The organism is Halorientalis persicus, assembly GCF_900110215.1.
Taxonomy (GTDB): domain Archaea; phylum Halobacteriota; class Halobacteria; order Halobacteriales; family Haloarculaceae; genus Halorientalis; species Halorientalis persica.
Window position 1 is genome coordinate 156,490 of record NZ_FOCX01000005.1, and the last position, 25,654, is coordinate 182,143.

Consider the following 25,654-nt stretch of genomic DNA (forward strand, 5'->3'; position numbering starts at 1 on the left):
CTGTATACCTAGCGACACCGACTAAAACGACCCAGCTTGTACACAGCACAACGCCAATGCTCACCGAGACATCGACCGCCGCGTCGTCGTCCGCGACGAGGGACGCGAACGCATGACCGGGGACGGAGCGGACGCGGACCCGATCCGGATCGAGCGGTGGCCCGATCCCGCCTGCCGGTTCGGTTTCGAGGACGGCACGGCGCTCGTCCGCGCCGTGAACGACCCGTTCGAGGCGGTCTTCGGGCCGGCGACGGTCGGCGAACCGGTGGCCACCGCGATGGCCGACCTCGGCGTCACCACCGTGTCGCCCGACGGCTTCGAGGCGGTTCTGTCCGGCGGTGGCTCCGTCCGGGTCCGGACCGACGGGGATGCCGCCGCGACCGGCGGAGCGGAGCGATACCTCGCGCGAACCGTCCCGCCGGAGCCGGACGGCGAGGCCGTTCTCGCGTTCGTTCCGCTCCCCGAGGAGGGAGCCAACGGATCGGTGACCATCGACGTGGACCAAGTGGCGAGCGTGGTCAGCCACGACCTCCGGAACCCGCTCGACGTGGCGACGGCCCGGCTCCGGGCCGGTCGCGAGACGGGTGACGACGGCCACTTCGAGCGGGTCGCCGCCGCCCACGATCGCATGGAACGGATCATCCGGGACGTGCTGACGCTGGCCCGCGGACGGGACGTGGTCGATCCCGACGAGACGGTCGCCCTCGACGCGGTCGCCGAGGCCGCGTGGGAGACCGTCGAGACCGCCGACGCGACGCTCGCCGTCGACGGCCCACTCCCGACGACGACCGCCGACGCCGACCGGGTCGGCCGCCTGTTCGAGAACCTGTTCCGGAATGCGGTCGAACACGGGTCGATGGGTCCCGACATGGGCACCGAACCGACCGATGGCGTCACCGTGACGATCGGGCCTCTCGACGGCGACCGGACCGGCTTCTACGTCGCGGACGACGGCCCCGGGATCCCCGAGGCCGACCGCGAGCGCGTCTTCGAGCCGGGATACAGCACCGACGACCACGGCACTGGGCTGGGGCTGGCCATCGTCGCCCGCATCGCCGCCCTGCACGGCTGGTCGATCGAAGCCGGCGAGTCCGCGTCGGGTGGCGTCCGATTCGAGGTGACCGGGATCGAACCGGACACGCCGTGAGTCTCAAGTATCACTGCCCGGAACCCACGAGGCGAGCGAGATGAACGACCCAGCCCGGAACGCACCGATCGGGATGCTCGACGTCGCGCCCGACGGGACCGTCCGGGATCTGAACCCGGCCGCCCGCGAGTTGCTGGACTTCGGTGGGGCCGACCCGACCGACGAGCCCATCGACGCGGTGTTCCCCCAGTCCGTCGAGGCACGGGTCCCGCGGTTTTTCGAGACCTCGACCGATCGCGAGCGGTCCTTCGACGCGTACTACCCGGATCTCGACCGCTGGCTCGACGTATCGCTGGTTCCCGACGGGAACACTGTCTACCTCTACCTGCGCGACCGGACCGAGGAACGGCGGACGGAACGGCAGTTGGCGGACGCACGCGGGGACGTGGACCGGCTGACGGTCACGAGCGAACTGATCGCGGACGTGCTGGGGGAGCTGGTGGCGGCCTCGACCCGCGCGGAGATCGCGGAGACGATCTGTGCGCAACTGGGCGAGACCGACCTCTACGAGTTCGCCTGGGTCGGGGAGCGCGCGGTCGGGAGCGCCGACCTCGTGATGCGCGCGGCGGCTGGGGCTGACAACCGGACGCTCGACCGCATCGCGGACGAACTCGACGGCGACGGGCGCGTCCCCGAACGGCGCGCCATCGAGAGTGGCGAGCCCGAGACTGTCCAGTCGCTCGGCGAGGCCGACGCCGTTCCCGAACCGATCCGGCGGGCGGCCTTCGCCGACGGCGTCCAGTCGCTGCTCGCGGTCCCACTGACCGACGGCGAGAGCGTCCACGGCGTGGTCGGCGTCTACGCCTCCGACCGGGACGCCTTCTCCGAGCGCGAGCGACGCAACTTCGGTATCGTCGGCGAGATGGCCGGGTTCGCGGTGACCGCCGCCCGAAACCGCTCGCTCTTGTCGGCCGACACCGTCGTCGAACTCACCTTCTCCCTGACCGACGCCGACGCACCGCTGGTCGCGGCCGCCGCCGAGACGGAGACGTCGCTGTCGGTGACGGGGCTGGTTCCCGACGGTGACCGTCTGGTCTGCTATCTCGACGCCGAGGGTGACGCGCCCGGCGCTGTCGAGCGCGCACTCGACGGCGAGACGGTCCTCGGGACCCGGACCGTCGCGGACCACGACGACGGCGGGTCGTTCGAGGTGCTCCTCGACGAGTCGACGCCGCTCGGCCAGCTCGTCGGGCAGGGCGCGACGCTCCGCTCGGCGACTTACGACGCGGGCGAGGGACGGATCGTCGTCGAGTTACCGCCCGAGGCCGAGGTCCGGCGGATCGCGGACGCCTTCTCGCGGGCCCACGACGCGACCGTCGTCGCGAAACGCGAGCGCCGGCGCGAGGCGACGACCGTCGGCGAGTTCCGGGACGCGCTCGGCGACCGACTCACCGACCGCCAGGAGAACGCCCTCCGGACCGCCTTCTTCGCCGACTACTTCGAGTCGCCCCGCGGGAGTACTGCCGAGGAAGTCGCCGAGGCACTGGGGATCACCGGCCCCACACTCCTGCACCACCTCCGGGCCGGTCAGCGAAAGCTCCTCGACGAGTTCTTCGAGACGACCGACTGATTTTCTGACTCCGGTTGTCGAAGCCGGATGGCCCGATGCGGATGGTGTGAACGCGCGATATGACCGATGCGCTCACCGTGCGCGGACCCTGCCCGTTCGCAGGCCTCAGAACGCGACGACGAGGACGACGAAAAACGCCAGCCCGACGAGCAGCGAGACGAGACCGTAACCCGCCCAGATGAGCCGTCTTGTCCGTGTTTGCTCGACGGAGACGAGTCCCAGATCGGCACCCCAGTTCACCGGCGGGCGAAGCTCCTCGTGTGACCCGGTGCGTGCCAGCCAGAGCAAAACCAGCCCGATGAACGATGCAGCGGTGCCGAGTGCTGCCGTAACGAGCCAGCCGGTCGAGACCATGCGGTGACTCGACAGCGCACCGACAAAAACAGAACGCTCCAGACGCCCGGTATACCGAGCACCACCATCCGGCGGCGAAGCGTGCACCGGCATCCGGCGGCGAAGCCGCCGGTTCACGCGACTCGCGCCTTTTTGCCCAAGTTTTTGCGATGGGGGGTCGCCAACGGCGACCCCCGAGGTAAAAAGTGGGGCCCTATTGGAAGGTCCGGCTGACCGTGTCTTCGTCGACGGCGGGTTCGGCCGTGTCGAACTGCTCTTCGATCTCGTCGTAGCGCTCGCGGGTCTCGTCGTCGACGCTGGGGCCGACTTCGTCGAGTGCGTTCTCGAAGTGCTCCATGGTCACGCGGACGTTGCCCACGCTCTCGCCGACTTCCTCGGGCGAGACGCTGTTGATGAACTCCCGGCTGGCGGCCATGGAGGCCTCGCGGGTCAGTGCCTCGATGTCGGCACCGACGTAGCCCTCCGTTTTGCGGGCCAGTTTGTCGAGGTCCACGTCGTCGGCCAGGGGCTTGTTCCGGGTGTGGACTTCGAGGATCTTCCGGCGGCCGTCCTCGTCGGGGACGGGGACGTGGACGTGGCGGTCCAGCCGTCCGGGGCGGAGCAGCGCCGAGTCGATCAGGTCCGGCCGGTTGGAGGTCGCGATGACGACCACGTCCTCCAGGGCCTCGATGCCGTCGAGTTCGGTCAGCAACTGGGAGACGACGCGCTCGCCGACACCGGAGTCGCTGGCGTTGCGGCCGCGTTCGCCCGCGATGGAGTCGATCTCGTCGAAGAAGATCACGGTCGGTGCGTTCGACCGCGCCTTCTCGAAGATCTCGCGGACGCCCTTCTCGGACTCGCCGACGAACTTGTTCAGCAGTTCGGGGCCCTTCACCGAGATGAAGTTCGACTGGGCCTCGTTGGCGACGGCCTTGGCGAGCAGGGTCTTCCCCGTGCCCGGCGGGCCGTACATGAGGACGCCTTTGGCGGCCTGCATATCCATCGTGTCGAACACTTCGGGGTACTCCAGGGGCCACTGGATGGTCTCCCGGAGCCGCTCTTTTGTGTCGCCGAGGCCGCCAACGTCCTCCCACGTGGTGTCGGGGACCTCGACGAACACTTCACGGAGCGCGGAGGGTTCGATCCCCTTCAGCGCGTCTTTGAAGTCGTTCTCGGTGACCTGCAAGCGGTCGAGGACCTCGGCGTCGATCTGATCGGACTCCAGATCGAGTTCCGGACGGATGCGCCGGAGCGCGTTCATCGCGGACTCCTTGGTCAGCGATTCCAGATCCGCGCCGACGAACCCGTGGGTGTTCTCGGCGTACTCGTCGAGGTCGATCCCGTCGGTCAGGGGCATCCCGCGGGTGTGAACCTGCAGGATCTCCTTGCGGCCGTCCTTGTCCGGGACGCCGATCTCGATCTCGCGGTCGAATCGGCCGCCACGGCGCAGGGCGGGATCGATGCTGTCGACCCGGTTGGTCGCCCCGATGACGACCACTTCGTTGCGCTCGTCCAGCCCGTCCATCAGGCTCAGGAGCTGGGCGACGACCCGGCGCTCTACGTCGCCGGAGGTCTCGCCTCGCTTTGGTGCGATGGAGTCGATCTCGTCGATGAAGACGATGGCCGGCGCGTTCTCCTCGGCCTCCTCGAACACCTCGCGCAGTTGCTCCTCACTTTCCCCGTAGTATTTCGACATGATCTCGGGGCCCGAGATGTTGGTGAAGTAGGCGTCGATCTCGTTGGCGACGGCCTTCGCCATCAGGGTCTTCCCGGTCCCCGGCGGGCCGTGGAGGAGGACGCCCTTCGGGGGTTCGATGCCGAGCTGCTGGAACAGCTCGGGGTGGCGCATCGGGAGTTCGATCATCTCCCGGACCTGTTCGAGCTCGTCGTCGAGGCCACCGATGTCCTCGTAGGTGACGTTGGGCGTCTCCTGGCTGGCGGCACCGCCGGCCCCGCCCTCCCCGGCGATCTGCTCTGCGGGCTTCTCGCTCACCTGGATGTCCGTCGAGTCGGTGACGACGACCGTCCCGGACGGTTCGGTTTCGGCGATCTTCAGCGGGATCTTCTGGCCGGACATCGAGGACAGCGGGCCCAGGCCGAGCGAGAACGGGACCGTCTGCCCGGTCGTGACGGCCTGCCCGGAGAGCTTGTTCCGGATGTGGGGGCCGACGTTGCCCCGAACCCGGAGGTTCTGGGGGAGTGCGACCGTGATGGAGGTCGCGGGCTGGACGTCGGCGTCCTCGACTTCGACGGAGTCGTCGATGCCGACGTTGGCCTCCTGGCGGAGCTGGCCGTCGATCCGCACGACGCCCTTGCCCTCGTCCTCGGGGTAGCCGGGCCAGACGCGGGCGACCGCGCGGCCGCCGTTTTGCCCTTCGATGACGATGTAATCGCCGTTCTCGACGCCCATCTCGGACATTGCCGCGCGGTCGATGGCCGCGAGGCCGCGACCAGCGTCTTTCTGCTTCAGGGGCTTGACGGTGAGTCTCATGCGTTCACCTCGACAGTGAGGACGCCGTTTTTCATAAACGCTTGCGCGTCCTCGCCGTTCTCGACGTCGAACTCGTACTGCTCGCCGTCGGCGACGACGATGGCCGTGTCACCGACCAGATCGACGCTGGTGTCCCGACCGACGCCAACGTCCGCGACGAACACGACTGCACCGTCGTCGTACTCCCGACGACCCACGGGGCCTTCCTCCGCTCTGAACTGCTCTTGACCAGTCATACTAACTCTAAGTTAGCTCCTTTAGTATATAAATCTGTTGGCGACAAACCGGCAAAGGGCGTCGGGGTCGGTTCCGAGAGGCTGTTTTGCGGTTCGGGGCAGACGACGAGCCGGTTGTCTCGTCGGGATTTAAACCCCTGTCGGGACAAGGGGTGGTCATGGCGACGGTGACACACGACGGTCGCGAGACGGCGTACTGGGTCGACGAGTCGACGGAGGAACCGGTCGTCCTGTTCGTCCACGGGAGCGGGCAACGCCACGACGTGTGGCGCGAGCAGACAGACAGGGACGGCTACACCGCAGTCACCGTGGACCTCAGCGGACACGGCGAGTCCGAGGACGTGGACACCGAGGCCGGCCCCGACACCATGGCTGTCTACGTCGCGGACGTGGTCGCGGTCGCACGCGAGGTCGACGCCGACGTGATCGCCGGCCACTCGCTGGGTGGTGCGGTCGTCCAGACGCTCGTCCTCGAAGATGCCTACGACCCCGAGGCTGTCGTCCTCGCGGGCACCGGCGCGAAACTCGGCATCGGCGAGGACGTGGGCGCGTTGCTCGGCGACGACGTGGAACCGATCCTCCAGTTCATGCGCAACGCGAACGTCCTCTTCGAGGACACGGACCACCCCGCTGCGGGGCCGACCGACGACCTGATGCGGGAGGTCGGCATCGGGATGCTATCGCGGGACCTCTCGACCTGTGACACCTTCGACGTGCGCGACCGACTGGACGAGATCACCGTCCCCGCGCTCTGTATCGTCGGCGACAACGACTCGCTGACGCCGCCGACGTTCTCGGAGTATCTGGTGGATAATCTCCCGAACGCCGAGTACGCCGAGGTACCCGGCACGAGTCACATGGCGATGCTCGAAAATGCCGAGGCGTTCAACGAGGGACTGGACGCGTTCCTGTCAAATCGGGTCCGTTGAAAACGGCGAATAGTCGCGATCTCGCCCGGCGAAACGGTGGAATTCGGCATACGGGGCCAGTGCCGACCGGTGGCCTGACGACTCGGCCGGAACAAATTTGTTGCTCGCTGGCGGACGCTGTACTAATGCGGCTCGTTGCCCATCGCGGTTTCGACGAGCAATACTCCGCGAACACGGTCGCGGCCGTCGAAGGTGCGATTCAACACGCGGATATGGTCGAACTCGATATTCGCCGGTGTGCGTCGGGTGAACTCGTCGTCGCACACAACGCTCTCGTGGACATCGGCCTCGACGGCGTCGATCAGGTGGACGAGTTGACCGCGTCCGAACTCGCCGCGCTCGACGCCCACAATGGCGAAGGTATCCAGACCCTCGATGCTGTCCTCGACTCCATCCCCGCCGACGTGGGCGTCAATCTCGAACTGAAGGACCCAGCAATCACCGAGCAGGCCCTCTCGATGGCCGAATCGACACCACACGAGGTCGTCATCTCCTCGTTCGACCCCGAGGCACTCCGCGGTGTCCACCCAGGAGGGAGTACGAACGTCGACCTGGCCTACGTCCTCGGGCTGACACCGAACGACGACCTCGCGGTCGCGAGGGACCTCGACTGTACGTTCGTACATCCGAACGCGTGGCTGTGTCTGCTGACCGGCGTCGTCGCCGAGGCCCACGACGCGGGACTGGAGGTCAACGCGTGGACCGTTGACTCCAGCCCCGGTGCCTGGGCGCTTGCACGGCGCGGCGTCGACGGACTCATCGCGAGTTCGCCCCACGTGACGGGCTGGATCGAATGAGGCAGGGACGACACCTGATCGACGCCGCAGGCGGCGCTGGCCGGAGTTCTCCGCAGAAACCTGTATTCAGCACGACTCCAGGGGCCGATCACCACGTGAAATACCGGGACCGATCCGTGATCGGTCTCAGTACACGTCGTCCAGATCTTCCTCGTAGTGGCTGTGTTCCGCGGCCGGGAACTCGCCGGACTCGACGGCTTCCTTGTAGCCCGCGATGGCGTCGCGCATCTCGGAGCGCACGTCACCAAAAGCCTTCGAGAACGGAGCCACGCCCTCGCTCAGTCCGATCACTTCGTCGACGGTGAGGACCTGCCCGTCACACTCCGGGCCCGCGCCGATGCCGATGGTGGGGATGTCGAGAGCCTCGGTGACGGCCGCGCCGACGTTGGCTGGGACGTGTTCGAGGACGAGCGAGAACGCCCCAGCGTCCTCGTGGCGCTCGGCCAGGTCGACGATTCGCCGGGCGGCCTCCTCGTCGGTCCCCTGCCGGAAGAGGCCGGTCTCGTTCTCGCGTTGTGGTGTCAGCCCGAGGTGGGCCTGGACGGGGACGCCGATCTGTGTGAGCCGGCGGGTCAACTCGACGGTGTGGGGACCACACTCGAGTTTCACGGCGTCGGCGTCGGCGTCCTTGCACATTCGGCCGCAGTTCTCGACGGCCTCGGCCTCGTCCGCGCCGAACGAGAGGAACGGCATATCGGCGATCACCATGGCGTCCTCGGTCGCGCGCGCGACGGCGGCGGTCGCGCTCTCGATTTCCTCGACGGTGACCGGGAGCGTCGACTCGTACCCCAGCCGCAGGTTCCCGATGGAGTCGCCCACGAGGATCATGTCGACGTCGGCCGAATCGACCAGTTCGGCCGTCGGGGCGTCGTAGGCGGTCAGCATCGTGATCGGCTCCGCGCCGGCTTTCTCCCGGATGTCCTTCGCTCGCATACCTACGAGTCGGTCGGCCGGGCCACTAAACGTGTCCGATACTGGCAACGCGGGACCGACAGAGGCATATTTGGACCGTCCCCAGCGGGTGGTGTGGCACCTATCGACCGCGAACCGGCCGAGACGACCGATCCCGACGGGGTCGACTACGGCTGGGTGATGCAGGTCACGTTCGTCACGACCATCGTCGTCGGCGCGCCGCTGGTCGCCCTGCTCGCGGTCGTCGTCGAACTCGAGACCTGGGCGGCGCGTGCGAACTTCGCGATCCGCGTCGGTGCTGTCGTCTGGTTCTGTACCGCCGTCGCGGTCTACCTCTACGCGCGCCGCGAGCAAACCTAGCGGTCCATCGGACGTAGCCGACCGATCGCCCGGCAGTCGACCGGGTCCCGTATCGAGATCGGTCCTGGACCAGCCGAACGGATGCCACCGATCAATTCCGCGTCCCTACACGCTGTCGGACGAATCGTCCGTCTCGCGTTCGTGGACCCGGACCGTCGAAATTCGGGTTCCGTCGACGCTCGTCACCTCGACGACGTGCCCGTCGACCTCGATGCTATCCCCGCGTTCCGGAGCCCGGTTGAGTTGTTCGAGTACCAGTCCACCGATGGTTTCGACCTCGTCACTGCTGAACTCTCTCTCGATCACGTCGTTGATTTTCGACAGCGGGACGCCGCCGTCGATGTCGTACCCGTCACCGTCACGGCGGCGAATCGAGGGTTCACGCTCGTCCACGTCGAACTCGTCCCGGAGGTCGCCGACGAGCGCCTCGACCACGTCTTCGACCGTCGCGATTCCCTCGAACGCCCCCCACTCGTCGATGACCGCGACCATCTGCTGGTGATCCTCTCGGAACTGTCGCAGGAGATCGCTCAGGGCCATCGTCTCGGGAGTGATGACGATATCGCGGGCGATGTCGCCGACCGACTTGTCGTCCCCGCCGTCCGCGTCGGCCCGCAGCACGTCCTTGACGTCGACGAATCCGACCACCTGATCGCCGTCGTCGGCATCGAGGACCGGATAGCGCGTATGTCCGGCCTCGAGGACGGTCGACTTGAGCTCGGAGAGCGAAGCATCCGCCGGAACGCTCACCACGTCCGGTCGGGGAACCATGACTTCCCGCACCACGATGTCGTCGAGATCGAAGACCCGCTCGATCATCTGCACTTCCGTCGTGTCGATGTCCCCTTCCTCGCCGGATCGAGTCAGGACCCGAAGGAGCTCCCGCTCGCCGAGCGTCTCGTCGGTCTCGGACGCGGGTGGCACGCCGAGCGCTCGGGTGAACGCGTTGGCGGCCCCGTTGAACACGACGATTCCCGGGTAGAGGATGTAGTAGAAGAACTTCATCGGCGGGGCGAGAAACAGGGAGAGTCGCTCGGTCTGGGAGATCGCGATCGTCTTCGGCGCGAGTTCACCGAAGACGACGTGGAGGAACGTGATGAGCGTGAAGCCGATCGCGAAGGCGACCAGATGGATGAGGTTCGACGGGAGAATCGACGCCAGCACGGGCTCGATGAGCGACGCCACGGCCGGTTCCCCGACCCACCCCAGGCCGAGCGAGGCGATGGTGATGCCGAGTTGCGTCGTCGCGAGATAGTCGTCGAGATTCGTCATCACTTCCTGGAGGGTCCCCGAACCGGTGGCTCCCTCCTCGACGAGCTGTTCGACCGACGTCCCCCGTATCCGGACGAAGGCGAACTCCGCGGCGACGAAGAAGCCGTTGAGTATCACGAGCGCCAGCGCAACGACGACCTGCGCCAGCGAGAGCGCGACGTTTACCATCGGTGGGGCCCGAAGTGGCGGTTGCTCGATTGTCGTGTGTCCATATCACCGCGTCTCGTTCCACCTACTAAAGTTATGTAATGCGACGACGGACCACGCTTCGCCGACCGTCCGCTGGACTCCCGCCGTATCACCCATCCTAATTCCAGCAGCCAGCGACGATGCCTCGATCGGCGGGTGTCGGTTAGCGCTCTAGCTCACGCACGTACACGTAGTCCGTGCCCGCCCGTCGAGCCGTCTCCTCGTCGCGTTCGGAGTCGCCGACGAACAGCGTTCGCTCGGGCGCTGCACCGAGTCCCTCGACGGTCGTCAGTAGCGGTTCCGGATGGGGTTTCTCGGTCGTCACGGAGTCACGGCCGACGATCACGTCGACGGTCCCGTCGAGGCCGTACGTCTCCAGGGCGATTCGGCAGGCCGATTCGGCGTTCAGCGAACAGACGCCGACCGGCTGGTCGGCGGGCACCGTTCGCGCGGTCGGGAGCCGTCGCGACCTGCGCGCCCCTTCACGCTCGAACTCCGCGATGGTCTCGTCGACCAGCCGTCGATAGCCGGCCTCCTCGGACAGTTCGAGCATCGACCAGAGGTCCGCACCGTCCACGTCGACGCCGCGGGGGCGCAGGACCGCGGCGACCGCGTGACGCACTTCCTCCCAGTCCACGTCCAGATGGACCAGCGTCCCGTCGAGATCGTAGACCAGCGCGTCGTACTCCTGTATCACGGCCATCGGTAAGGCAGGCCAGAAAATAGCCCCTTCGGTGCCCCGTCAACACTGTCGCCCCGGTCACCTGTCGGACCCGAATGCTTTCGGTCCGACCCGACGAACCGACGGACCGAACGGGATGAACGAGTCCGACGCACAGGTCCTCCGGATCTTTCTGGTGTGGGAGTTAGGAGCCCTCCTCGTGCTGTTCGGGGTCGTCGCCGGCACGTTCGTCGGGATCGAGACGCCGGCCTCGCCGTACGACCGCTCGCTTCGGCTCGCGGCTGTGGCCTTCTTCGCCGTCGAACTGTTGATCCCGCTGGCGGTGTACCTCGACGCACGCGGTCGCGAGGGCGTCGACGAGATCTGGGTGCACGTCTCGGCGATGCCCATCGTCAATATCTTCGGCCTGCTGGGATACCTGGACGCTCGCAAGCGCGCCGGGGACTAGCGCAACTCGCGGGCGATCACGTCCTTCTGGATCTCGGTGGTCCCCTCGTAGATCGTCGTCACCTTCGCGTCGCGGTAGAACCGCTCCACGTCGAAGTCCGTCGTGTAGCCGTAACCGCCGTGGATCTGGACGGCCTCGTTGGTCACGTCGACGGCCCCCTCGCTGGCGAAGTACTTGGCCATACTCGCCGCGCCGCGAACGTCCTCGCCCGCGTCCGCACGCCGCGCGGCGTCGCGCGTCAACAGCCGACCCGCGCGAACGGTGGTCTGCATCTCCGCGAGTTTGTGCCGGATCGCCTGGAAGTCGCCGATCGGTTGATCGAACTGCTCGCGCTCGTCGGCATACTCGACCGCGGCGTCCAGCGCGGCCTGTGCGAGCCCGACCGACTGCGCGGCGATGCCGATGCGACCACCCGTGAGGATAGACAGCGCGGCCGACAGCCCCCGACCTTCCTCGGTCAGCCGGTACTCGGCCGGGATCCGCGCGCCGTCGAACTCCAGTGTCGTCGTGTCGCTCGCTCGCAGTCCGAGTTTGTCCTCTTTCTTCCCGACTTCCAGGCCGTCGGTGTCTTTCGGCACGAGAAACTGCGTGACACTCGACGGGTCCTCGCGGTCGGTCTTGGCGAACAGGACGACCACGCCCGAGCGCTCGCCGTTGGTGATCCACTGCTTGGTGCCGTCGATCACGTACTCGTCGCCGTCACGGCGCGCCTCGGTCGTCATCTCCGCGGGGTTCGAGCCGGCGTCGGGTTCCGAGAGCGCGAACGCGCCGACGGGCCGCCCCTCGACCATCTCCGGTAACCAGTCTTCGCGCAGGGACTCGCTGCCGAATTTGCGGATGCAGGAGGTCGCCAGACAGTGGACCGAGAGCGCGGTGGCGACCGCCAGCGCGCCGTGGGCGACGGCTTCGTTGACGACGGCGTAGGTCACGCGGTCGGCGTCGTAGCCGCCGAACTCCTCGGGCACTGTGAGCCCCGTCAGGTCGAGGTCGGCCAGCCCGTCCCAGACGTCCTCCGGGAACTCGCCGGTTTCGTCGGCCTCGCGAGCGACCGGTCGGATCTCTTCGGCGGCGAACTCCTGAACCGTGTCACGGATCGCTTCCTGTTCGGGCGAGAGGTGCATGGCGCTATCTGGTGGGCACGGCACAAAAACGAACGGGACACCACCGTGGGTCGGTCAGGCCTCGGCGAGTTCCACGTCGAGGCGGTCTTCGAGCTTGGAGATGACGGAGCCGCCGACGCCGGCCTGGGTGGCACGGCCCTGTTCGACGGCCAGCAGGTCGGCCTGATCGATGCCGAGTTCGTCGGCGAGTTCTTCGAGCTGGAGGCCGGCGTCCTGGCGGGCGGTGGTGAGTCGCTTGCCGTAGTCGGTGACCAGGTAGGGCAACTGGTCGTCCTCGTAGTCGGTGCCTTCTTCCTCCCAGTGGCTCGGGTCGCCTTTGCGTGCGTCGTCGATGCGAGCGGTGTTCTGGGCCGCGCGGCGCTTGCGGTCGCTGTCGCTTCTGCTGTCGTCGTCGGAACTGTCGCTCGTGTCGTCACCGTGCTGTGCGCAGTCCGCGCAGACTTCGAGTTGGGCCCCGGCGACGTTCGCCGTGCGGAGGTCGTCGTCCTCCGCTCCGCAGAGTTCGCAGCTCCCGCCGGCGTTTCCGCCCGCGCCGCCGGTCGAGTATTTGGCCATACGGGCGGTAATAGCTGCCCCGTATTTGAAAGGTCCGTTTCCGACACCGCCCGTGCTCACGCACTGCCCCGACTCGGTGAGCCGACCGGGCCGGCTCGCCGTCGGCAAACGAAAGCCCTTTTATCCGGCCACGGATACCGATGGAGTGCAGACAGACTCACAGTGCGTGGGTAGCCAAGCCAGGCCAACGGCGCAGCGTTGAGGGCGCTGTCCCGTAGGGGTCCGCCGGTTCAAATCCGGTCCCACGCACTCAACTGCGGGCGTTGCCCGCGACCAGAGTGCGGGTGCACTCCCCTTGGGACTGCATCCACGCATCATTCCTTTCGGAACAAATCGGTGAGCGACAGCGACGTACCATTCGTGAGTGTCCGAACCAGGCCAACGGCCCATCGTTGCGGGCGCTGTCCCGTAGGGGTCCGCCGGTGAGCGGTGCGAGGTCGAACACAGTGAGACCTCGGTACGCGAGCGGGGAACGAAGTGACCCGCGAGCATCGGTTTGCCGACCGCGAACGCCGTGACGAGCGAAGCGACGTGACGGAAGTTCAAATTTCGGTCCCGCGCATGAGCGAACGAAGTGAGCGAAGGGCAAGACCGATTTGAACCCTGGAAGTCGCAGCGGCCGAACGCAGTGAGGCCGACCGTCTTCCACCGGTTCAAATCCAGTCCCACGCACTCAACTGCGGGTGTTGCCCGCGACGAGAGTGCGGGTGCACTCCCCTTGGGACTGCATCCACGCATCATTCCTTTCGGAACAAATCGGTGAGCGACAGCGACGAGTCCCTCGAAAAAGCACTTGCCGGGCGCCGACACAGGTTGGCAATGGATCGCCCAACGGCCCTCCTTGCACTCTCAGTTACTGTGCTCCTCCTTTCGGGGTGTACTAGCGCTCCAAGTGGGGACCAACCGCCACGGACGACGGTCGCGCCAGCACAGCTTCCGGACAGTGCGGCGACGGACCGAGCACTGGCTGCGGAGACGGAGTCCGTTTCGAGTCAGTTGTGGAACGCGAGTTGTCTCGACTACTGGGAGATCGGCCAGTTCACAGCCGAAGCGGAGGCGACAGTCACGAACCGAACGAAGCACGGCGTCGTCGTCGACGTTCAGCGGCCCTACTCGTGGGCGAAAGACGGCGGCGTCGCCGATGCGGTCGCGAACGCGCGTTACCTCGTGACCGAAAACGAGACGATTCGCCGCTCCGGGCCGTCGATCGACCCCTGCTAGATTCCCGTCTCGATCGACCGATTCGGCTCGATCGCTGCGGGACGGTAACGGGGGTCTACTCCTCGGCCTCGTCCTCGTCGATGCCCGGGATGTCCGGCACGTCCCGGTCGTCCGACGCGCTCATCTCGGTCACCTTGATCGTTCCCGACACGTCGGAGAAACTCTCTTCGAGGTCGGACATATCGACGCCGACTTGGTCGCGTCGGTCGTCGAGGCGTTGTTTGATCTTCGCGTACTCGTCGCTGGCCTCGAGTTCCGCGCTGGATTTTTCCTTCTCGAGTGTCGCCTTCTTCGAGACCAGCGCGAGGAACCGACGGAAGTCGTCGTCGTAGGTCGCCCGCTCTAACATCTCGCTGACGACCTCGTTGAGTTCCTCGCGTTCGATGGGCTTGACGAGGTACTCGTCGAATCCCATGTCGATGATGTCGAAGTCCGGGTCGACCGCGGTTAGCATGACGACCCGACAGTCGAGCTGGCGGGACTCGATCTCTTCGAGGACGGCGTCGCCGGATACCTCCGGCATCCGCCGGTCGAGCAGCACCACGTCGACGGTCTCGTCGAGTTCCTCGAGCGCCTCTTTCCCGTTGTAGGCGGTCCGGACGTCGTACTCGTCCGACAGAAACGCCGTATACGTGTTCGCGATAGCCCTGTTGTCGTCCACGACGAGGACGACCGGAGATCCCTGACTCATCTGTCAATCACGCCGTACTGGCAGGCACCCAACAACACCACGGATTCGCGAACCATTCTTATTCCTCGTATGACCGCAAGTCAAGAAATAGATTGGGGGAAATACGGGGTCCGAATGAGGTTCCACTCGGTATAGCGGTAATTTTCACTGAATTATCCCTGATGTTTCCGGACCCACGACCGCCAGTGACCGACTGCTGACCGGTGCCGGGACGACCCAGTCTGTTATCAGATTAGATAATCGCACGAGTATCTTTATTACTGGCCTCCCAAGATATACACGTGCTGGCACAGTGGTGATGTACTGACTCACCACCAACCCACCCCACCCACCCCCACACCCACCCTACGTTTACCCCCCTTGTCCCCACCCACCCACCCCACACATCCTCCCTCACTCTTTCAGTACCACCAAGTCGCTACGCTATCGTAGGCGATTGGACCGCCGGTCTTTATCCACCGCGCTCCTAACGGCTGTGTATGGGTACCGAGCAGTTGACACGGCGGCGATTGCTGGCAGCGGCCACCGGCGTCGCCGCCGGTGTTGCTGGTTGTAACACCCCGAGATCGGGGACGTCGGATTCGGGTAACGTCTCGAACCCGAACGCGACGGAGTTGCTCAACTCGTCGCCCGAGTCACAGTCAGTCTACACGGACGTGTACAGACAGACCATCGATTCGGTCGTCCTGATCCGTGTCTACGCGGACTCACGGGGTCGCGTGGGTGAGGGATCCGGATTCGTCTACGACGACGGCCGGTACATCGTCACGAACGAACACGTCGTGACCGACACGAGAGGTGCCATCCTCGAACCAGGAACCATCTTCGACGATATTCGCGTCCAGTTCACCGACGGGCAGTGGCGCACCGCCGGGGTCGTCGGCACCGATGCCTACAGCGACCTCGCCGTCCTCGAGGTACCAGACGTCCCGGACTCGGCGACACCGCTCTCGCTCATCGGCGGCGAAGTCGCCATCGGGCAGCCAGTTATCGCGATTGGAAATCCGCTCGGCTACACCGGATCGATGACCACGGGTGTGGTCAGCGGTGTCGACCGGTCCCTGCCCGCACGCAACAACTTCCGCATCCCGGACGCGATCCAGACGGACGCGCCGGTCAACCCAGGTAACAGCGGCGGACCGCTGGTGACGCTCGACGGCGACGTCGCGGGCGTCATCAACTCCGGCGGCGGCGACAACATCGGCTTCGCCATCTCTGCCGCGCTAACGAACCGTGTCGCCCCGTCACTGATCGAGACCGGCGACTATCAACACTCGTTCATGGGTGTCAGCCTCACCAGCGTCACACCGCTGATCGCCCAGGCCGAAGGGCTCTCCGACGCCGACGGCGTCTACATCGCCGACGTTCGCCCGAACGGGCCCGCCAGCGGCGTCCTCCAGGGATCGACCGAAACCACGACCATCGACGGCGTTGGCGTACCGACCGGCGGCGACGTGGTCGTCGGGATGGGTGGACAAACGATCCGGAGCCAGGAAGAACTCTCGACCTATCTCGCGCTGGTCACCAGTCCGGGTGACACGATCCCCGTCGAAGTCATCCGCGACGGGCGTCGCACCACCGTCCAGCTTACACTCGGTGAGCGTCCCGAACCCTACGCCTGAGTTGCGGCCGGGGTCGATCGCCCGGTGCGAACGGAAACGCACATTCCTGTTCGGGACCTGGGTTCGATCATGGAACTGCGCGCGCGAGACCGTGTCCCCGAGTTGACCGGCCTGTTGACCGTCGTCGCGCTCGCGCTGGTGTTCGGTGCCGTTCTGGGCTGGATCCCCGAGCGAGCGCTCCCCCGGGCCCCGGAGTGGGTCCTCGCCGCCATCCCCCACGTCAACGCCGTCGTGAGCGTCCTCGCCATCGCCATCATCCTCGCCGGCTGGCGTGCGATCCGGAACGGGAACGTCGCCCGCCACCGCACCGCGATGATCGCCGGCCTCGTCCTGTTCGCCACCTTCCTCGCCCTCTATCTCTACCGGGTGAGCCTCGAGGGCCCCTCCGGCTTCCCGGGACCGGCCGCCGTCGAACAGTTCGTCTACTTCCCGATCCTCGGTATCCATATGCTCCTGGCTATCGTCTGTATCCCCTTGCTGTTTTACGTCCTCCTGCTGGCGCTGACCCGGCCCGCTGGCGAACTCTCGGGGACGAACCATCCACGGGTCGGCCGCGTGGCCGCGACGCTATGGCTCGTCTCCTTTGCTCTCGGGACCGTCGTCTACCTGCTGTTGTACGTGCTGTACTAGCTGGAACCACCTCGTCGATCCCGCGAACGGGAACCAACCGGCGATCGACTACTGATCGAGCGGATAGACGAGAATCCCCTGTCCGACGGGATCACGAGGCCGGCCGAGACGGACGGCGACGAGGGCGATACACGGTCGGCCCGCGTCGAATTGTATCACGTTCACCCGCCCAGACTCGAAGCGGACGGTCTCATCGAGTGGCGTCAGGGCACCTCAGAGATCGTCAAGGAACCCCGGTTCGAGGAAGCCCGCCCCATCGTCGAACTCGCGGCCGATCACGCGAGCGACTGACTCGACAGCTCCGCCCCAGCTCACACAGTCGGAGACTCTCCTTGCCGGTCGAGTCTCCCGACTCACGGTTCCCGCTGGTCACCGTTCGTGCAGTCGGCGGCTCTCTCCCGAGGGGTCGAGCCGCCCGTCAATCGTCCGCACTCGCAGCCGTCCCGATGGCGGGTCGGTCGACGTCGCGGTCTTTGGCCTCGCCCTCGATGTCGTAGGGGTACTCCCCCGTGACACAGCCGAGACAGAGATCGGCTTTGGACTTCGAGAGCGCGTCGGCGACCGAGTCGATCGAGAGGTAGGAAAGCGAGTCCGCGCCGATCTCGTCGCGGATGTCCGCGACGGACTGGTCGGCCGCGATCAACTCCTCGCGGGAGGCCATGTCGATCCCCATGTAACACGGGGCGACGATGGGTGGCGCGCCGATCCGGACGTGAACCTCCTCCGCGCCAGCGTCGTACAGCAACTGTACCAGTTGATTCGAGGTCGTCCCCCGGACGATGGAGTCGTCGATCAGTGTCACGGTCTTGCCCTCGACCGTCGACTTGATCGGGTTGAGCTTCAGCCGGACCGCCCGCTCGCGCTCGTCCTGGGTCGGCATGATGAAGGTTCGGCCGACGTAGCGGTTCTTCATCAGCCCCTCCGCGAACTCGACGCCGTCGGCGTCCGCGTCTTCGTTGGCCGCCTCGGCGTAGCCGGAAGCGAAGGCGCGCCCGGAGTCGGGCACCGGCATCACCACGTCGGAGTCGATGCCGCTCTCGTCCCAGAGCGCGCGCCCGAGGTCGCGACGCACCTCGTAGACGAGTTCGTCGTCGATCACCGAGTCCGGTCGCGCGAAGTAGACGTGCTCGAAGAAGCAATGGGCCGTGTTCTCGGGTTCGACGAGCTGGTAGGTGTCGTAGCCCGTCCCGTCGGCGTGGAGGACGACGAGTTCGCCCGGCCGCACGTCCCGGATCAACTCGCCGTCCAGCGTGTCGATGGCCGCCGACTCGGAGGCCAGCACGTAGCCGTCTTCGAGTTCGCCGATACAGAGCGGGCGGTTGCCTTCGGGGTCGCGCACGCCGAGCACGGTGTCGTCGTGCATGATCGTCAGCGAGTACGAGCCGTGGATCCGGCTCATCGTCCGCTTGACCGCGCGAACGAGATCCTCTTCGAGGAGGTTGCGCGCCAGATCGTGCGCGATGACCTCGGTGTCGCCGTCGGAGGTGAAGGCGTGGCCGAGTTCGGCCAGCTGGTCGCCCACCTCGTCGGCGTTGACGAGGTTGCCGTTGTGGCTCAGGCCGAGCGAGCCGCTCTTGAACGAGACGGAGAACGGCTGGGCACAGGAGGCGTTGACACTGCCGGCGGTCGGATACCGGACGTGACCGATCCCCTGTGACCCGTTCAGATCTTCGAGATCACCCTGCTCGAAGGCGTCGCCGACGAGTCCCATCTCGACGTGGGAGTGCTGTTGAAACCCGTCGTGGGTGACGATGCCGGCCGACTCCTGGCCGCGATGCTGGAGGGCGTACAGAGAGTAGTAGAGCGGGCGGGCGGCGTCCCGGTCTTCTAGCGATACGCCGACGACGCCGCACTTCTCGTGCATGGTGGGTGGTGGGGTGTCCGTCCGTTACTCGCCCGACTTCTCCTGCCAGGCGTAGTCGCGGCGCTTGGCGGATTTGCCGAACCCGCAGGACGAACAGACTTTCTTTTTCGTGTGATACGACTTCTCGCCACACCGGCGACACTTCGTGTGTGTCGTGGTGTTTTTCTTCCCCTGACTCGGGGTTCCTGCACCAGTCATGGGTTGATCGAAACCACGTTATCGCCGCGTATAATCGTTGTGTCTTCACCTTCCTCGATGACCAGGTTCATGTGCTGGTCGTAGCCGGTGAGTTCACCCTCGTACATCTCGCCCCCTTTCAGTTGGACCGTTACACTCGAACCGAGTGCCGCTTCGAGGACATCCAGCGGTCGTCCACTCATACCGAAACCGGGTGCAGACGCACGTATAAACGTACCGCTATTCTAACGCCCGGAACACTGATCTGTCGGGCTTTGCAGGATCTCAGGGACCTCTCGCTACGGCTCGACGGAAAACGGCGCGAACTCGTCGGTCCGCTCGACGAGCGCCGCGATCACGTCCACGGCACCGGTCAGGTCCGCCGTATCGATTACCTCGACGGGCGTGTGCATATACCGGGTCGGGATCCCGACGTTCACCGACGGGATGCCCCCGCGCTGGACGAAGATCGAATTCGCGTCGGTCTTGGTCGTGTTGCTCGCCGCCTCCAGCTGGATCGGTACGTCCGCGTCGTCGGCCACTGTCCGCAACGCGTCGACCAGTTTCGGGTGGTCCGGGAGCCCGCGACGGATCGACGGCCCCTCGCCCAGCGCCACGTCCACGTCCCGCTTGGCGGCCAGCCCGGGCGTGTCCGTCGCGTGGGTCACGTCCACCACGACGGCGGCGTCGGGGTCGAGATCGAAGCCGATCATCTGTGCGCCGTTGCCACCGACCTCTTCTTGCACCGTGCTGACGGCCTTCACTGTCGCGTCTACGTCGTTCTCGACGGCGGTCCGGAGGACTTCCGCGGCGCTCCACGTGCCCACGCGGTTGTCCATTGCCCGGCCAGTGAGCCGGGTGCCCTGCAGCTCCTCCACGCCGGAAGCCACGGTCAGGGGATCGCCCACGTCGACGAGGTCGCGTGCTTCCTCCTCGTCCGCGGCTCCGATATCGACGTACTGCTCGGTGATCTCCGCAACCTCGTCGTCGTCGCCATCGCGCAGGTGGATCGCCGTCTGGCCGATCACGCCCGAGACCGACCCGTCGTCGGTGCGGATCGTGACGTGTTGTCCGCGGGAGACGGTCTTGTCCGTCCCGCCGACCCGAGAGAGGTGGAGGAAGCCGTCGTCGTCGATCCGGCGGACGACGAACCCGATCTCGTCGCCGTGCCCCGTCACGACGACGGTCGGGCCGTCGCCGCTTCCCTCGTGGACCGCGACGGCGTTGCCGTAAGCGTCGGTTCGTACCTCGTCGGCCACGTCCGAGCAGTGGTCGATCCAGACCCGCTGGGCCGCGGTCTCGAAGCCGGTCGGTGCGCCGGTTTCCAGCAGCGCCGTGAGGAATTCGCGTCGTCGTCCGTCCATACTGTCCCCTGCACCGGGCCGACCAAGAACCCGGCGACCGACCAGTCCGAGTCTGGCGGGCGGGGTCGGCCTGGGTAGGTTCGCCGCCTCCCCAAACCGTAAGCCCGCTCGCGTGGAACGCTCACTATGGCCGACATCACACTGTTCGAGCTCCACCTCGACGACGCGACGTTCTCCAACTCCGCGCCCTTCGTCGGCGGCGAGGACGACGCCGAGGGGGCCGAGGCCGAGGCGGCCGACGAGTCCGGCAGCGGTGCCGCGGGGAAGCTGTACATCCTGCTGGCGCTGGGTGCCATCGTGGGGCTGGCCTGGCTGGTCTCCCGGAGCGAGGTCGGTGAGGGGATCGAGATCGACGAGGAGATCGAACTGACCAGCTGAGTGGAGAAGAGCTTTTTACCGGTCACCTCTTGACCGGAGTATGGGTCTCTTTCGTAGCGTCCAGGCGGTCACGGGAGCATCGGGGACGGGTCCCGTCGACTGGAACGCGGTCGCCGAGGCGGCCAAAGCGTCGACCGAGCCTGGCTCTATCGCACTCTCGACGGAACAACAGGAGGGGTACGCCGACGACGTACGCGAGGCGCGCGCTCGCATCCGGGAAGTCGCCGCCATCGACTTCGACGTGCCCGACTCCATCGAAATCCAGAACCGCCACCACTGGATCGACGCCAACATCGACACCTTCCAGCGCGTGATGGCACCGCTGGGCGAGCAGGTCGGGCTGATCCCGGGGCTGGCCCGCGTGGTCAACACCGGGACGATGTCCATCGCACTCGGTTTCCTCGGCAACAACGTCCTCGGACAGTACGACCCGCTCTTGCTCGCCGAGAGCGACGCCCACTCGCTGTACTTCGTCCACCCCAACATCAGCAAGGTGGCGACGATGCTCGACGTGTCCGAGCCGCGGTTCCGCCGCTGGATCGCGTTCCACGAGGTCTCCCACGCCGCTGAGTTCGGGGCCGCCCCGTGGCTCGCCGACCAGCTCGAGGCCGACCTCGAACGCGCGGTCGACGCCCTCGGCGAGGGGAGTCTCGACCGGGAGGCGCTGGGGAGTCTCGACACCACCATGACCGCCGTCGAGGGCTACGCGGAACTCGTGATGGATCGCGCCTTCGACGGGGAGTACGCCGACCTCCGACGGAAACTCGACGAACGCCGGCAGGGTCGGGGCCCGGTCTCCCAACTCGTCCGCAGACTGCTGGGGCTGGGCATGAAGCGTCGGCAGTACGAACGTGGCAAGCAGTTCTTCGAGACCGTCGCCGACGAGCGGGGCATCGAGGGCGCGTCTGCGGTCTGGGAGCGACCGGAGAACCTGCCGACCGACACCGAACTCGACGACCCGAACGCCTGGCTCGACCGCGTCCGCTGACTAGCGGTTACGCTGTTCCTGGGGCCGTTCGTCGCGGTCCGCGCTCTCGAACCGCCGCTCCAGGTGCCCATCCGACTCCGACGCCCGCTCCGGCGTCTCCTGATCGCGGAAGCCGTCCGCGCTGGGGATGGCGAACCGCATCAGGAGCACACCGAGCAGGAGGCCACCCGCCACTGCCCCGACCACGACGGTCGGACTCGGATTCCCCTGGAGGGTTATGAGCCCCGACGACACGCCGACGAGGAGGACGAATCCGAGCTGGAGCCGTCGCGTGAAAGCCTCGCGTTCGTCGTTCGACACCGGTCCGACCATCAGACCTCACCCGCCGTGCTGACGTGCATCCCGACGAACTGCCAGTTTGTCTCCGTATCGGCGGGCCCCCCAGCCGCGTCACGGCGTTCGAGCGTCCCGCTCCAGCGCGTGTCGAACTCGTAACGAATCCCCCGCTGGGTGTCGGTCCAGCCCATGTCCACCGTGTCGCTGAACCAGGCGTGGCGCTCCCGCTCGGTCGTTCGGAGGGCGTTGCTCTCGACGGCCCAGTCGACAGTCGTCGCGGTCTGCTCCCGCAATCTCTCCCGGATCGATTCGGTCCCGACCAATCGCTCGGAGATACCGAACTTGACGACCGCATCCTCGCCCGACCGCTCGTCGGCGAAAAATGGGCCCAGCGGCGCACCGGCCCGGAGCGCGTCGTAGTACGACCGGATCGTGTCGGCGGCGTCCATGACAGTGTGGTAGACGTGGGCGGACTTCAGTTGCAGGATTCGGGTTGGCCCCATCCAGAGTCGACACAACACGACATCCCCTCGACTGCCCAGTCTTCGAACACGAGACTCAGCGAGTGAGTCCACTCGGCGTCCCGCGAAACGCAGCCATCCTGCCCGGCAGGGATCTCGCAATTTTCTGCCAGGCGATAGATTTAATTTAATCAAGTTGGTACAACGATTTGTGTACGATCTGACTGGATTCCAGCGCGATCTGCTGTACGTCATCGCCGGGTACGACGAACCGCACGGGCTCGCGATCAAGGACGCCCTCGAAGAGTACTACGAGGGCGAGATCCACCACGGCCGGCTCTACCCGAACCTCGACACCCTCGTCGAGAAGGGTCTCGTCGAGAAAGGGAAGAAAGACCGCCGGACGAACGTCTACAACGTCACCAAACGGGGTCGCCGCGAACTCGAAGCACGTCGGGAGTGGGAGGACCAGTACCTCGAAGAGAGTACGATCCTGGCGTAATCTCACCAGCCAGCGGTACGGACACACTGTCCTGCGTCGCCTGGTCGCGCCAGCGGCCATTGGCTTAATTACCTTCGTTTGCGCGCCGAAATCTTTTATCCGGTCCGGTATCTGGTATCAGTCGGTTTCCAATGGACAGACGGACGTATCTGGGGGCGCTCGGGGGAGCGTCCGTGTTCGGAGCAGGGAGCGGCATCGGCAGCGCGAATGCGACCTGGTGGTTCTCGGACCCTGAGGTCGAGATCGAGAGCGGTACCGTCGAGGGCGACGAGGAGGGCGACGTGAACGCCTTCCGGGGGATTCCCTACGCTCACCAGCCGGTGGGTGAGCGTCGGTTCCGGCCGCCGGAGACGCCCGCGCCGTCGTGGGACGGTACACGCGGTGCCCACGACTACGGGCCGCGCGCACCGCAACCGATTCTCGCGACGGGGTTTCTCGGCCTCGACGTGGGCAAGTTCGTCGGGAGCGAGGACGGCTGTCTCAACCTCAACGTCTGGGCTCCAGCGGACGCAGACCCCGGCGAGAAGCCCGTGATGTACTGGATCCACGGCGGCGCGTACAACTTCGGGAGCAACCGGTTCCCCGGCGGGGCGCTCGCCGAAGCCGGCGACGTGGTCGTCGTCGCCGTCAACTATCGCCTCAACGCGCTGGGCTTTTTCGCCCACCCCGAGGTGACGGCGGCGTCCCCGTCGGCCCCGACCAACTTCGGCTACCTCGACATCCGCGCCGGCCTGGAGTGGGTCCAGCGGAACGTCGCGGCTTTCGGTGGCGACCCGGACAACGTGACCATCTTCGGCGAGTCCGCGGGTGGCCACGCCGTCCTGACGCTACTGACCGACCCCGAAGCGAAGGGGCTGTTCCACCGCGCGATCAGCCAGAGCGGTCCGATCAACGACCCGCTCTATCCGCTGGCGGAGCTGGAGGACCGCGGGACCGAGGCGGCCCGTGAACTCGACTGCGCGAGCGGTGACACGCTCGCCTGTCTCCGGGACGCGAAGCCGGCGGAACTGGCCGAGGCCTACGGGGTTGCGGGCGCGCTCGCGAGCGAGGCCACCGACGGGGGGACGCCCCGGGTGGAACTACCGGGACTGATCTTCGGCGTCGACGGCGAAGTCGTCCGGGCCCACCCCGCGACGCTGATCGAGGACGGCGAGTTCCACGACGTGCCGGTCCTGCTGGGCGGTAACGCCGAGGAGTACCAGTTCTTCCTCGAATTCGCCGACGATACCGTGCCGGAATCGGAGGCGGCCTACCGCGACCGCCTACAGCGCGTGTATGGGGACTTCGGTGACCGAGTCGTCGACGCCTACCCGGTGAGCGACTACGACTCCATCGAGGCGGCGTACATCGACGTGAACACGGACGACTTCTTCCTGTGTTCGGACGTGGCGGTCACCGACGCCATCACCCGACAGGGCGGGACCGCCTACCGCTACCTGTTCGACGACACGCCGACCATCCCGGTGACCCTGCTCTCCGATGACCCCGGTGCGTACCACACCGCCGAACTCGCCTACGTCTTCGGCGAGACGGTCACCCAGCAGGGGCTCCCGACGGGGATCATAGGCCCGGGCGACTGGGTGCTCCGGGACCGGATGCAGGGCTACTGGACGAACTTCGCGGCCAGCGGCGACCCCAACGGCGACGGCCTGCCGGAGTGGCGCGAGGCCACCCGGAACCAGCGCCGGGTCCGCCTCCAGGAGGACTCGGTGACCGTCGAGACGGGGACCAGCGACGGCTGTGCGGTGATGCAGGATATTTACAGCTACCTCCGCTCGACCGGCCGCTGACTACTCGAACCCGCGGCTGACGGTGTCCTCGACCAGGTCGTCCAGTTCCGCGTCGAGCAGTTCCTCGGCCTCCTCGAAGGTGGACGAGAGGTCGTCGAGTTCGTCGGGTCGGTCGTCGAACTCGATGTCCGCGGGCCCGAAGGCGGGGCTGTCCAGCGTCTCCATCACGTCGTCGAACAGCGCGTCCGGCGTCGTCGGGGCGTCGGCGTGGGCCTTGAGGACCTCCTCCATTTCGCTGGCCGTGTCCTCGGCGTCGTCTTCCTCGATGGGTTGCTGGACGCCGAACCGGCCAGAATCCTCGCTGGGGAACAGGTCGTCGAGGTCCTCGTCGATGCGCCGGGCGACCCGTGTGCCGACGCCCTGGACCTCGAAGGGGTTTTTCGCGTACGTCTTGAGCTGGTAGACGGCGGCGTCAGGGTGTCCGACGTACAGGTCCTCGCCGATACCGCTCGTGCGGTCGCCACCCACGGCCCGCCAGCCACCGGGGTCCGCGTCGCTCTCCACGACGTCTTCGAGGATGTCCTGCCAGTCTCTGACGCGCATAGCTATCCCGCGAATAGGATTCCGACGCCGAAGAACGTGTCGATAGCGGGCGAATCGTGGCCCTCGACGGCCCGGAACGTGACTCCCAGATCCGCCCGGGACGGA

General features: G+C 66.5%; 30 protein-coding genes and 1 tRNA gene. 15 read left to right on the plus strand and 16 right to left on the minus strand.

Going from position 1 to position 25,654, the window contains the following annotated elements; genetic code table 11:
* Positions 1-112: 112 nt before the first annotated feature.
* Together BMX17_RS07745 and BMX17_RS07750 are read left to right on the plus strand one after the other, a co-directional pair.
* Positions 113-1,147: a sensor histidine kinase gene (locus BMX17_RS07745; RefSeq protein WP_092658913.1), complete on the plus strand. Its 1,035-nt coding sequence runs from the start codon at positions 113-115 to the stop codon at positions 1,145-1,147.
* A 40-nt stretch (positions 1,148-1,187) separates the two neighbouring features.
* Entirely contained in the window at positions 1,188-2,717 is a 1,530-nt protein-coding gene (locus tag BMX17_RS07750; protein WP_092658914.1) for a bacterio-opsin activator domain-containing protein, read from the plus strand.
* Positions 2,718-2,822: 105 nt separating this feature from the next.
* Here the strand turns inward: BMX17_RS07750 and BMX17_RS07755 are convergent, their stop codons facing one another.
* The 3 genes from BMX17_RS07755 to BMX17_RS07765 form a co-directional block, all read right to left on the minus strand.
* On the minus strand, positions 2,823-3,071 hold the full coding sequence (locus BMX17_RS07755) for a hypothetical protein (RefSeq protein WP_092658915.1): 249 nt from the start codon (positions 3,069-3,071) through the stop codon (positions 2,823-2,825).
* Positions 3,072-3,264: 193 nt separating this feature from the next.
* Positions 3,265-5,541: a CDC48 family AAA ATPase gene (locus tag BMX17_RS07760; protein WP_092658916.1), complete on the minus strand. Its 2,277-nt coding sequence runs from the start codon at positions 5,539-5,541 to the stop codon at positions 3,265-3,267.
* Positions 5,538-5,777, minus strand: a complete 240-nt coding sequence (locus BMX17_RS07765) for a DUF7127 family protein (protein WP_092658917.1) — start codon at positions 5,775-5,777, stop codon at positions 5,538-5,540. The genes BMX17_RS07760 and BMX17_RS07765 overlap by 4 nt, the downstream gene beginning before the upstream one ends.
* Positions 5,778-5,935: 158 nt before the next feature.
* Here BMX17_RS07765 and BMX17_RS07770 point away from each other — a divergent pair, with 158 nt between their 5' ends.
* Together BMX17_RS07770 and BMX17_RS07775 are read left to right on the plus strand one after the other, a co-directional pair.
* Entirely contained in the window at positions 5,936-6,706 is a 771-nt protein-coding gene (locus tag BMX17_RS07770) for an alpha/beta fold hydrolase (RefSeq protein WP_092658918.1), read from the plus strand.
* A gap of 125 nt (positions 6,707-6,831) precedes the next feature.
* On the plus strand, positions 6,832-7,503 hold the full coding sequence (locus BMX17_RS07775; protein WP_092658919.1) for a glycerophosphodiester phosphodiesterase: 672 nt from the start codon (positions 6,832-6,834) through the stop codon (positions 7,501-7,503).
* Between the two features lie 126 nt (positions 7,504-7,629).
* Here the strand turns inward: BMX17_RS07775 and panB are convergent, their stop codons facing one another.
* The gene (panB, locus tag BMX17_RS07780) at positions 7,630-8,436 is read right to left on the minus strand and encodes a 3-methyl-2-oxobutanoate hydroxymethyltransferase (RefSeq protein ID WP_092658920.1); all 807 of its coding nucleotides are present in this window, start codon (positions 8,434-8,436) and stop codon (positions 7,630-7,632) included.
* A gap of 159 nt (positions 8,437-8,595) precedes the next feature.
* Here panB and BMX17_RS07785 point away from each other — a divergent pair, with 159 nt between their 5' ends.
* Positions 8,596-8,775 (plus strand): DUF5822 domain-containing protein, encoded by a 180-nt coding sequence (locus BMX17_RS07785; RefSeq protein WP_092658997.1) that lies wholly within the window; start codon positions 8,596-8,598, stop codon positions 8,773-8,775.
* A 105-nt stretch (positions 8,776-8,880) separates the two neighbouring features.
* Here BMX17_RS07785 and BMX17_RS07790 read toward each other — a convergent pair whose 3' ends face one another.
* Together BMX17_RS07790 and BMX17_RS07795 are read right to left on the minus strand one after the other, a co-directional pair.
* A complete protein-coding gene (locus BMX17_RS07790) occupies positions 8,881-10,215 on the minus strand; it encodes a hemolysin family protein (RefSeq protein WP_092658921.1) in 1,335 nt (444 codons plus the stop codon).
* Positions 10,216-10,399: 184 nt separating this feature from the next.
* Complete coding sequence (locus tag BMX17_RS07795) at positions 10,400-10,939, minus strand: HAD family hydrolase (protein ID WP_092658922.1); 540 nt, start codon at positions 10,937-10,939, stop codon at positions 10,400-10,402.
* A 115-nt stretch (positions 10,940-11,054) separates the two neighbouring features.
* Here BMX17_RS07795 and BMX17_RS07800 point away from each other — a divergent pair, with 115 nt between their 5' ends.
* A complete protein-coding gene (locus BMX17_RS07800) occupies positions 11,055-11,366 on the plus strand; it encodes a hypothetical protein (RefSeq protein WP_092658923.1) in 312 nt (103 codons plus the stop codon).
* Here BMX17_RS07800 and BMX17_RS07805 read toward each other — a convergent pair.
* Positions 11,363-12,487 carry an acyl-CoA dehydrogenase family protein gene (locus BMX17_RS07805; protein ID WP_092658924.1) on the minus strand — a complete coding sequence of 375 codons (1,125 nt, stop codon included), beginning with the start codon at positions 12,485-12,487 and terminating at the stop codon, positions 11,363-11,365. The two genes, BMX17_RS07800 and BMX17_RS07805, sit on opposite strands and share 4 nt — an antisense overlap.
* Positions 12,488-12,541: 54 nt before the next feature.
* Entirely contained in the window at positions 12,542-13,042 is a 501-nt protein-coding gene (locus BMX17_RS07810; RefSeq protein WP_092658925.1) for a helix-turn-helix domain-containing protein, read from the minus strand.
* A gap of 164 nt (positions 13,043-13,206) precedes the next feature.
* On the opposite strand from BMX17_RS07810, the gene BMX17_RS07815 reads away from it, so the two are divergent.
* Together BMX17_RS07815 and BMX17_RS25055 are read left to right on the plus strand one after the other, a co-directional pair.
* Positions 13,207-13,291 (plus strand) — tRNA-Leu (locus BMX17_RS07815).
* Between the two features lie 570 nt (positions 13,292-13,861).
* Positions 13,862-14,263 carry a hypothetical protein gene (locus tag BMX17_RS25055; protein ID WP_139203445.1) on the plus strand — a complete coding sequence of 134 codons (402 nt, stop codon included), beginning with the start codon at positions 13,862-13,864 and terminating at the stop codon, positions 14,261-14,263.
* 55 nt (positions 14,264-14,318) lie between these two features.
* On the opposite strand, the gene BMX17_RS07825 is transcribed toward BMX17_RS25055, so the two are convergent.
* Positions 14,319-14,954: a response regulator gene (locus BMX17_RS07825; RefSeq protein WP_092658927.1), complete on the minus strand. Its 636-nt coding sequence runs from the start codon at positions 14,952-14,954 to the stop codon at positions 14,319-14,321.
* A gap of 479 nt (positions 14,955-15,433) precedes the next feature.
* On the opposite strand from BMX17_RS07825, the gene BMX17_RS07830 reads away from it, so the two are divergent.
* The 3 genes from BMX17_RS07830 to BMX17_RS26005 all read left to right on the plus strand — a co-directional run bounded on the left by BMX17_RS07830 (position 15,434) and on the right by BMX17_RS26005 (position 17,497).
* Positions 15,434-16,576, plus strand: a complete 1,143-nt coding sequence (locus BMX17_RS07830) for a S1C family serine protease (protein ID WP_092658928.1) — start codon at positions 15,434-15,436, stop codon at positions 16,574-16,576.
* 69 nt (positions 16,577-16,645) lie between these two features.
* Complete coding sequence (locus tag BMX17_RS07835) at positions 16,646-17,206, plus strand: DUF420 domain-containing protein (protein WP_092658929.1); 561 nt, start codon at positions 16,646-16,648, stop codon at positions 17,204-17,206.
* A gap of 150 nt (positions 17,207-17,356) precedes the next feature.
* Positions 17,357-17,497 carry a hypothetical protein gene (locus BMX17_RS26005; protein ID WP_170845360.1) on the plus strand — a complete coding sequence of 47 codons (141 nt, stop codon included), beginning with the start codon at positions 17,357-17,359 and terminating at the stop codon, positions 17,495-17,497.
* A gap of 127 nt (positions 17,498-17,624) precedes the next feature.
* Here the strand turns inward: BMX17_RS26005 and purF are convergent, their stop codons facing one another.
* From purF to BMX17_RS07855, 4 genes are all read right to left on the minus strand, one after another.
* Positions 17,625-19,070, minus strand: a complete 1,446-nt coding sequence (purF, locus tag BMX17_RS07840) for an amidophosphoribosyltransferase (protein WP_092658930.1) — start codon at positions 19,068-19,070, stop codon at positions 17,625-17,627.
* A gap of 24 nt (positions 19,071-19,094) precedes the next feature.
* Complete coding sequence (locus tag BMX17_RS07845) at positions 19,095-19,268, minus strand: 50S ribosomal protein L37e (RefSeq protein ID WP_077204960.1); 174 nt, start codon at positions 19,266-19,268, stop codon at positions 19,095-19,097.
* Positions 19,265-19,450, minus strand: coding sequence for an LSM domain-containing protein (locus tag BMX17_RS07850; RefSeq protein ID WP_077204959.1), 186 nt, complete (start codon positions 19,448-19,450; stop codon positions 19,265-19,267). Before BMX17_RS07850 ends, BMX17_RS07845 begins: the two co-directional genes overlap by 4 nt.
* 96 nt (positions 19,451-19,546) lie before the next feature.
* Complete coding sequence (locus BMX17_RS07855) at positions 19,547-20,611, minus strand: M20/M25/M40 family metallo-hydrolase (protein WP_092658931.1); 1,065 nt, start codon at positions 20,609-20,611, stop codon at positions 19,547-19,549.
* A 126-nt stretch (positions 20,612-20,737) separates the two neighbouring features.
* Between BMX17_RS07855 and BMX17_RS07860 the strand changes: the two genes are divergently transcribed.
* Positions 20,738-20,989: a hypothetical protein gene (locus tag BMX17_RS07860; protein ID WP_092658932.1), complete on the plus strand. Its 252-nt coding sequence runs from the start codon at positions 20,738-20,740 to the stop codon at positions 20,987-20,989.
* Between the two features lie 40 nt (positions 20,990-21,029).
* Positions 21,030-21,977 (plus strand): zinc-dependent metalloprotease, encoded by a 948-nt coding sequence (locus BMX17_RS07865; RefSeq protein ID WP_092658933.1) that lies wholly within the window; start codon positions 21,030-21,032, stop codon positions 21,975-21,977.
* Here BMX17_RS07865 and BMX17_RS26010 read toward each other — a convergent pair whose 3' ends face one another.
* Both BMX17_RS26010 and BMX17_RS07875 read right to left on the minus strand, forming a co-directional pair.
* Complete coding sequence (locus tag BMX17_RS26010; RefSeq protein WP_170845350.1) at positions 21,978-22,289, minus strand: hypothetical protein; 312 nt, start codon at positions 22,287-22,289, stop codon at positions 21,978-21,980.
* Positions 22,289-22,702, minus strand: a complete 414-nt coding sequence (locus BMX17_RS07875; RefSeq protein WP_092658934.1) for a hypothetical protein — start codon at positions 22,700-22,702, stop codon at positions 22,289-22,291. The genes BMX17_RS26010 and BMX17_RS07875 overlap by 1 nt, the downstream gene beginning before the upstream one ends.
* 223 nt (positions 22,703-22,925) lie before the next feature.
* Between BMX17_RS07875 and BMX17_RS07880 the strand changes: the two genes are divergently transcribed.
* On the plus strand, positions 22,926-23,216 hold the full coding sequence (locus tag BMX17_RS07880) for a PadR family transcriptional regulator (RefSeq protein WP_092658935.1): 291 nt from the start codon (positions 22,926-22,928) through the stop codon (positions 23,214-23,216).
* Between the two features lie 131 nt (positions 23,217-23,347).
* Positions 23,348-25,006, plus strand: coding sequence for a carboxylesterase/lipase family protein (locus BMX17_RS07885; protein WP_092658936.1), 1,659 nt, complete (start codon positions 23,348-23,350; stop codon positions 25,004-25,006).
* Here the strand turns inward: BMX17_RS07885 and BMX17_RS07890 are convergent, their stop codons facing one another.
* A complete protein-coding gene (locus tag BMX17_RS07890) occupies positions 25,007-25,549 on the minus strand; it encodes a hypothetical protein (protein ID WP_092658937.1) in 543 nt (180 codons plus the stop codon).
* Positions 25,550-25,654 lie beyond the last annotated feature (105 nt).

Coding starts and splice junctions, on each gene's coding strand:
- BMX17_RS07745 (WP_092658913.1), top strand. CDS start 113: ATGACCGGGGACGGAGCGGACGCGGACCCGATCCGGATCGAGCGGTGG.
- BMX17_RS07750 (WP_092658914.1), top strand. CDS start 1,188: ATGAACGACCCAGCCCGGAACGCACCGATCGGGATGCTCGACGTCGCG.
- BMX17_RS07755 (WP_092658915.1), bottom strand. CDS start 3,071: ATGGTCTCGACCGGCTGGCTCGTTACGGCAGCACTCGGCACCGCTGCA.
- BMX17_RS07760 (WP_092658916.1), bottom strand. CDS start 5,541: ATGAGACTCACCGTCAAGCCCCTGAAGCAGAAAGACGCTGGTCGCGGC.
- BMX17_RS07765 (WP_092658917.1), bottom strand. CDS start 5,777: ATGACTGGTCAAGAGCAGTTCAGAGCGGAGGAAGGCCCCGTGGGTCGT.
- BMX17_RS07770 (WP_092658918.1), top strand. CDS start 5,936: ATGGCGACGGTGACACACGACGGTCGCGAGACGGCGTACTGGGTCGAC.
- BMX17_RS07775 (WP_092658919.1), top strand. CDS start 6,832: ATGCGGCTCGTTGCCCATCGCGGTTTCGACGAGCAATACTCCGCGAAC.
- panB (WP_092658920.1), bottom strand. CDS start 8,436: ATGCGAGCGAAGGACATCCGGGAGAAAGCCGGCGCGGAGCCGATCACG.
- BMX17_RS07785 (WP_092658997.1), top strand. CDS start 8,596: ATGCAGGTCACGTTCGTCACGACCATCGTCGTCGGCGCGCCGCTGGTC.
- BMX17_RS07790 (WP_092658921.1), bottom strand. CDS start 10,215: ATGGTAAACGTCGCGCTCTCGCTGGCGCAGGTCGTCGTTGCGCTGGCG.
- BMX17_RS07795 (WP_092658922.1), bottom strand. CDS start 10,939: ATGGCCGTGATACAGGAGTACGACGCGCTGGTCTACGATCTCGACGGG.
- BMX17_RS07800 (WP_092658923.1), top strand. CDS start 11,055: ATGAACGAGTCCGACGCACAGGTCCTCCGGATCTTTCTGGTGTGGGAG.
- BMX17_RS07805 (WP_092658924.1), bottom strand. CDS start 12,487: ATGCACCTCTCGCCCGAACAGGAAGCGATCCGTGACACGGTTCAGGAG.
- BMX17_RS07810 (WP_092658925.1), bottom strand. CDS start 13,042: ATGGCCAAATACTCGACCGGCGGCGCGGGCGGAAACGCCGGCGGGAGC.
- BMX17_RS25055 (WP_139203445.1), top strand. CDS start 13,862: ATGGATCGCCCAACGGCCCTCCTTGCACTCTCAGTTACTGTGCTCCTC.
- BMX17_RS07825 (WP_092658927.1), bottom strand. CDS start 14,954: ATGAGTCAGGGATCTCCGGTCGTCCTCGTCGTGGACGACAACAGGGCT.
- BMX17_RS07830 (WP_092658928.1), top strand. CDS start 15,434: ATGGGTACCGAGCAGTTGACACGGCGGCGATTGCTGGCAGCGGCCACC.
- BMX17_RS07835 (WP_092658929.1), top strand. CDS start 16,646: ATGGAACTGCGCGCGCGAGACCGTGTCCCCGAGTTGACCGGCCTGTTG.
- purF (WP_092658930.1), bottom strand. CDS start 19,070: ATGCACGAGAAGTGCGGCGTCGTCGGCGTATCGCTAGAAGACCGGGAC.
- BMX17_RS07845 (WP_077204960.1), bottom strand. CDS start 19,268: ATGACTGGTGCAGGAACCCCGAGTCAGGGGAAGAAAAACACCACGACA.
- BMX17_RS07850 (WP_077204959.1), bottom strand. CDS start 19,450: ATGAGTGGACGACCGCTGGATGTCCTCGAAGCGGCACTCGGTTCGAGT.
- BMX17_RS07855 (WP_092658931.1), bottom strand. CDS start 20,611: ATGGACGGACGACGACGCGAATTCCTCACGGCGCTGCTGGAAACCGGC.
- BMX17_RS07860 (WP_092658932.1), top strand. CDS start 20,738: ATGGCCGACATCACACTGTTCGAGCTCCACCTCGACGACGCGACGTTC.
- BMX17_RS07865 (WP_092658933.1), top strand. CDS start 21,030: ATGGGTCTCTTTCGTAGCGTCCAGGCGGTCACGGGAGCATCGGGGACG.
- BMX17_RS26010 (WP_170845350.1), bottom strand. CDS start 22,289: ATGGTCGGACCGGTGTCGAACGACGAACGCGAGGCTTTCACGCGACGG.
- BMX17_RS07875 (WP_092658934.1), bottom strand. CDS start 22,702: ATGGACGCCGCCGACACGATCCGGTCGTACTACGACGCGCTCCGGGCC.
- BMX17_RS07885 (WP_092658936.1), top strand. CDS start 23,348: ATGGACAGACGGACGTATCTGGGGGCGCTCGGGGGAGCGTCCGTGTTC.
- BMX17_RS07890 (WP_092658937.1), bottom strand. CDS start 25,549: ATGCGCGTCAGAGACTGGCAGGACATCCTCGAAGACGTCGTGGAGAGC.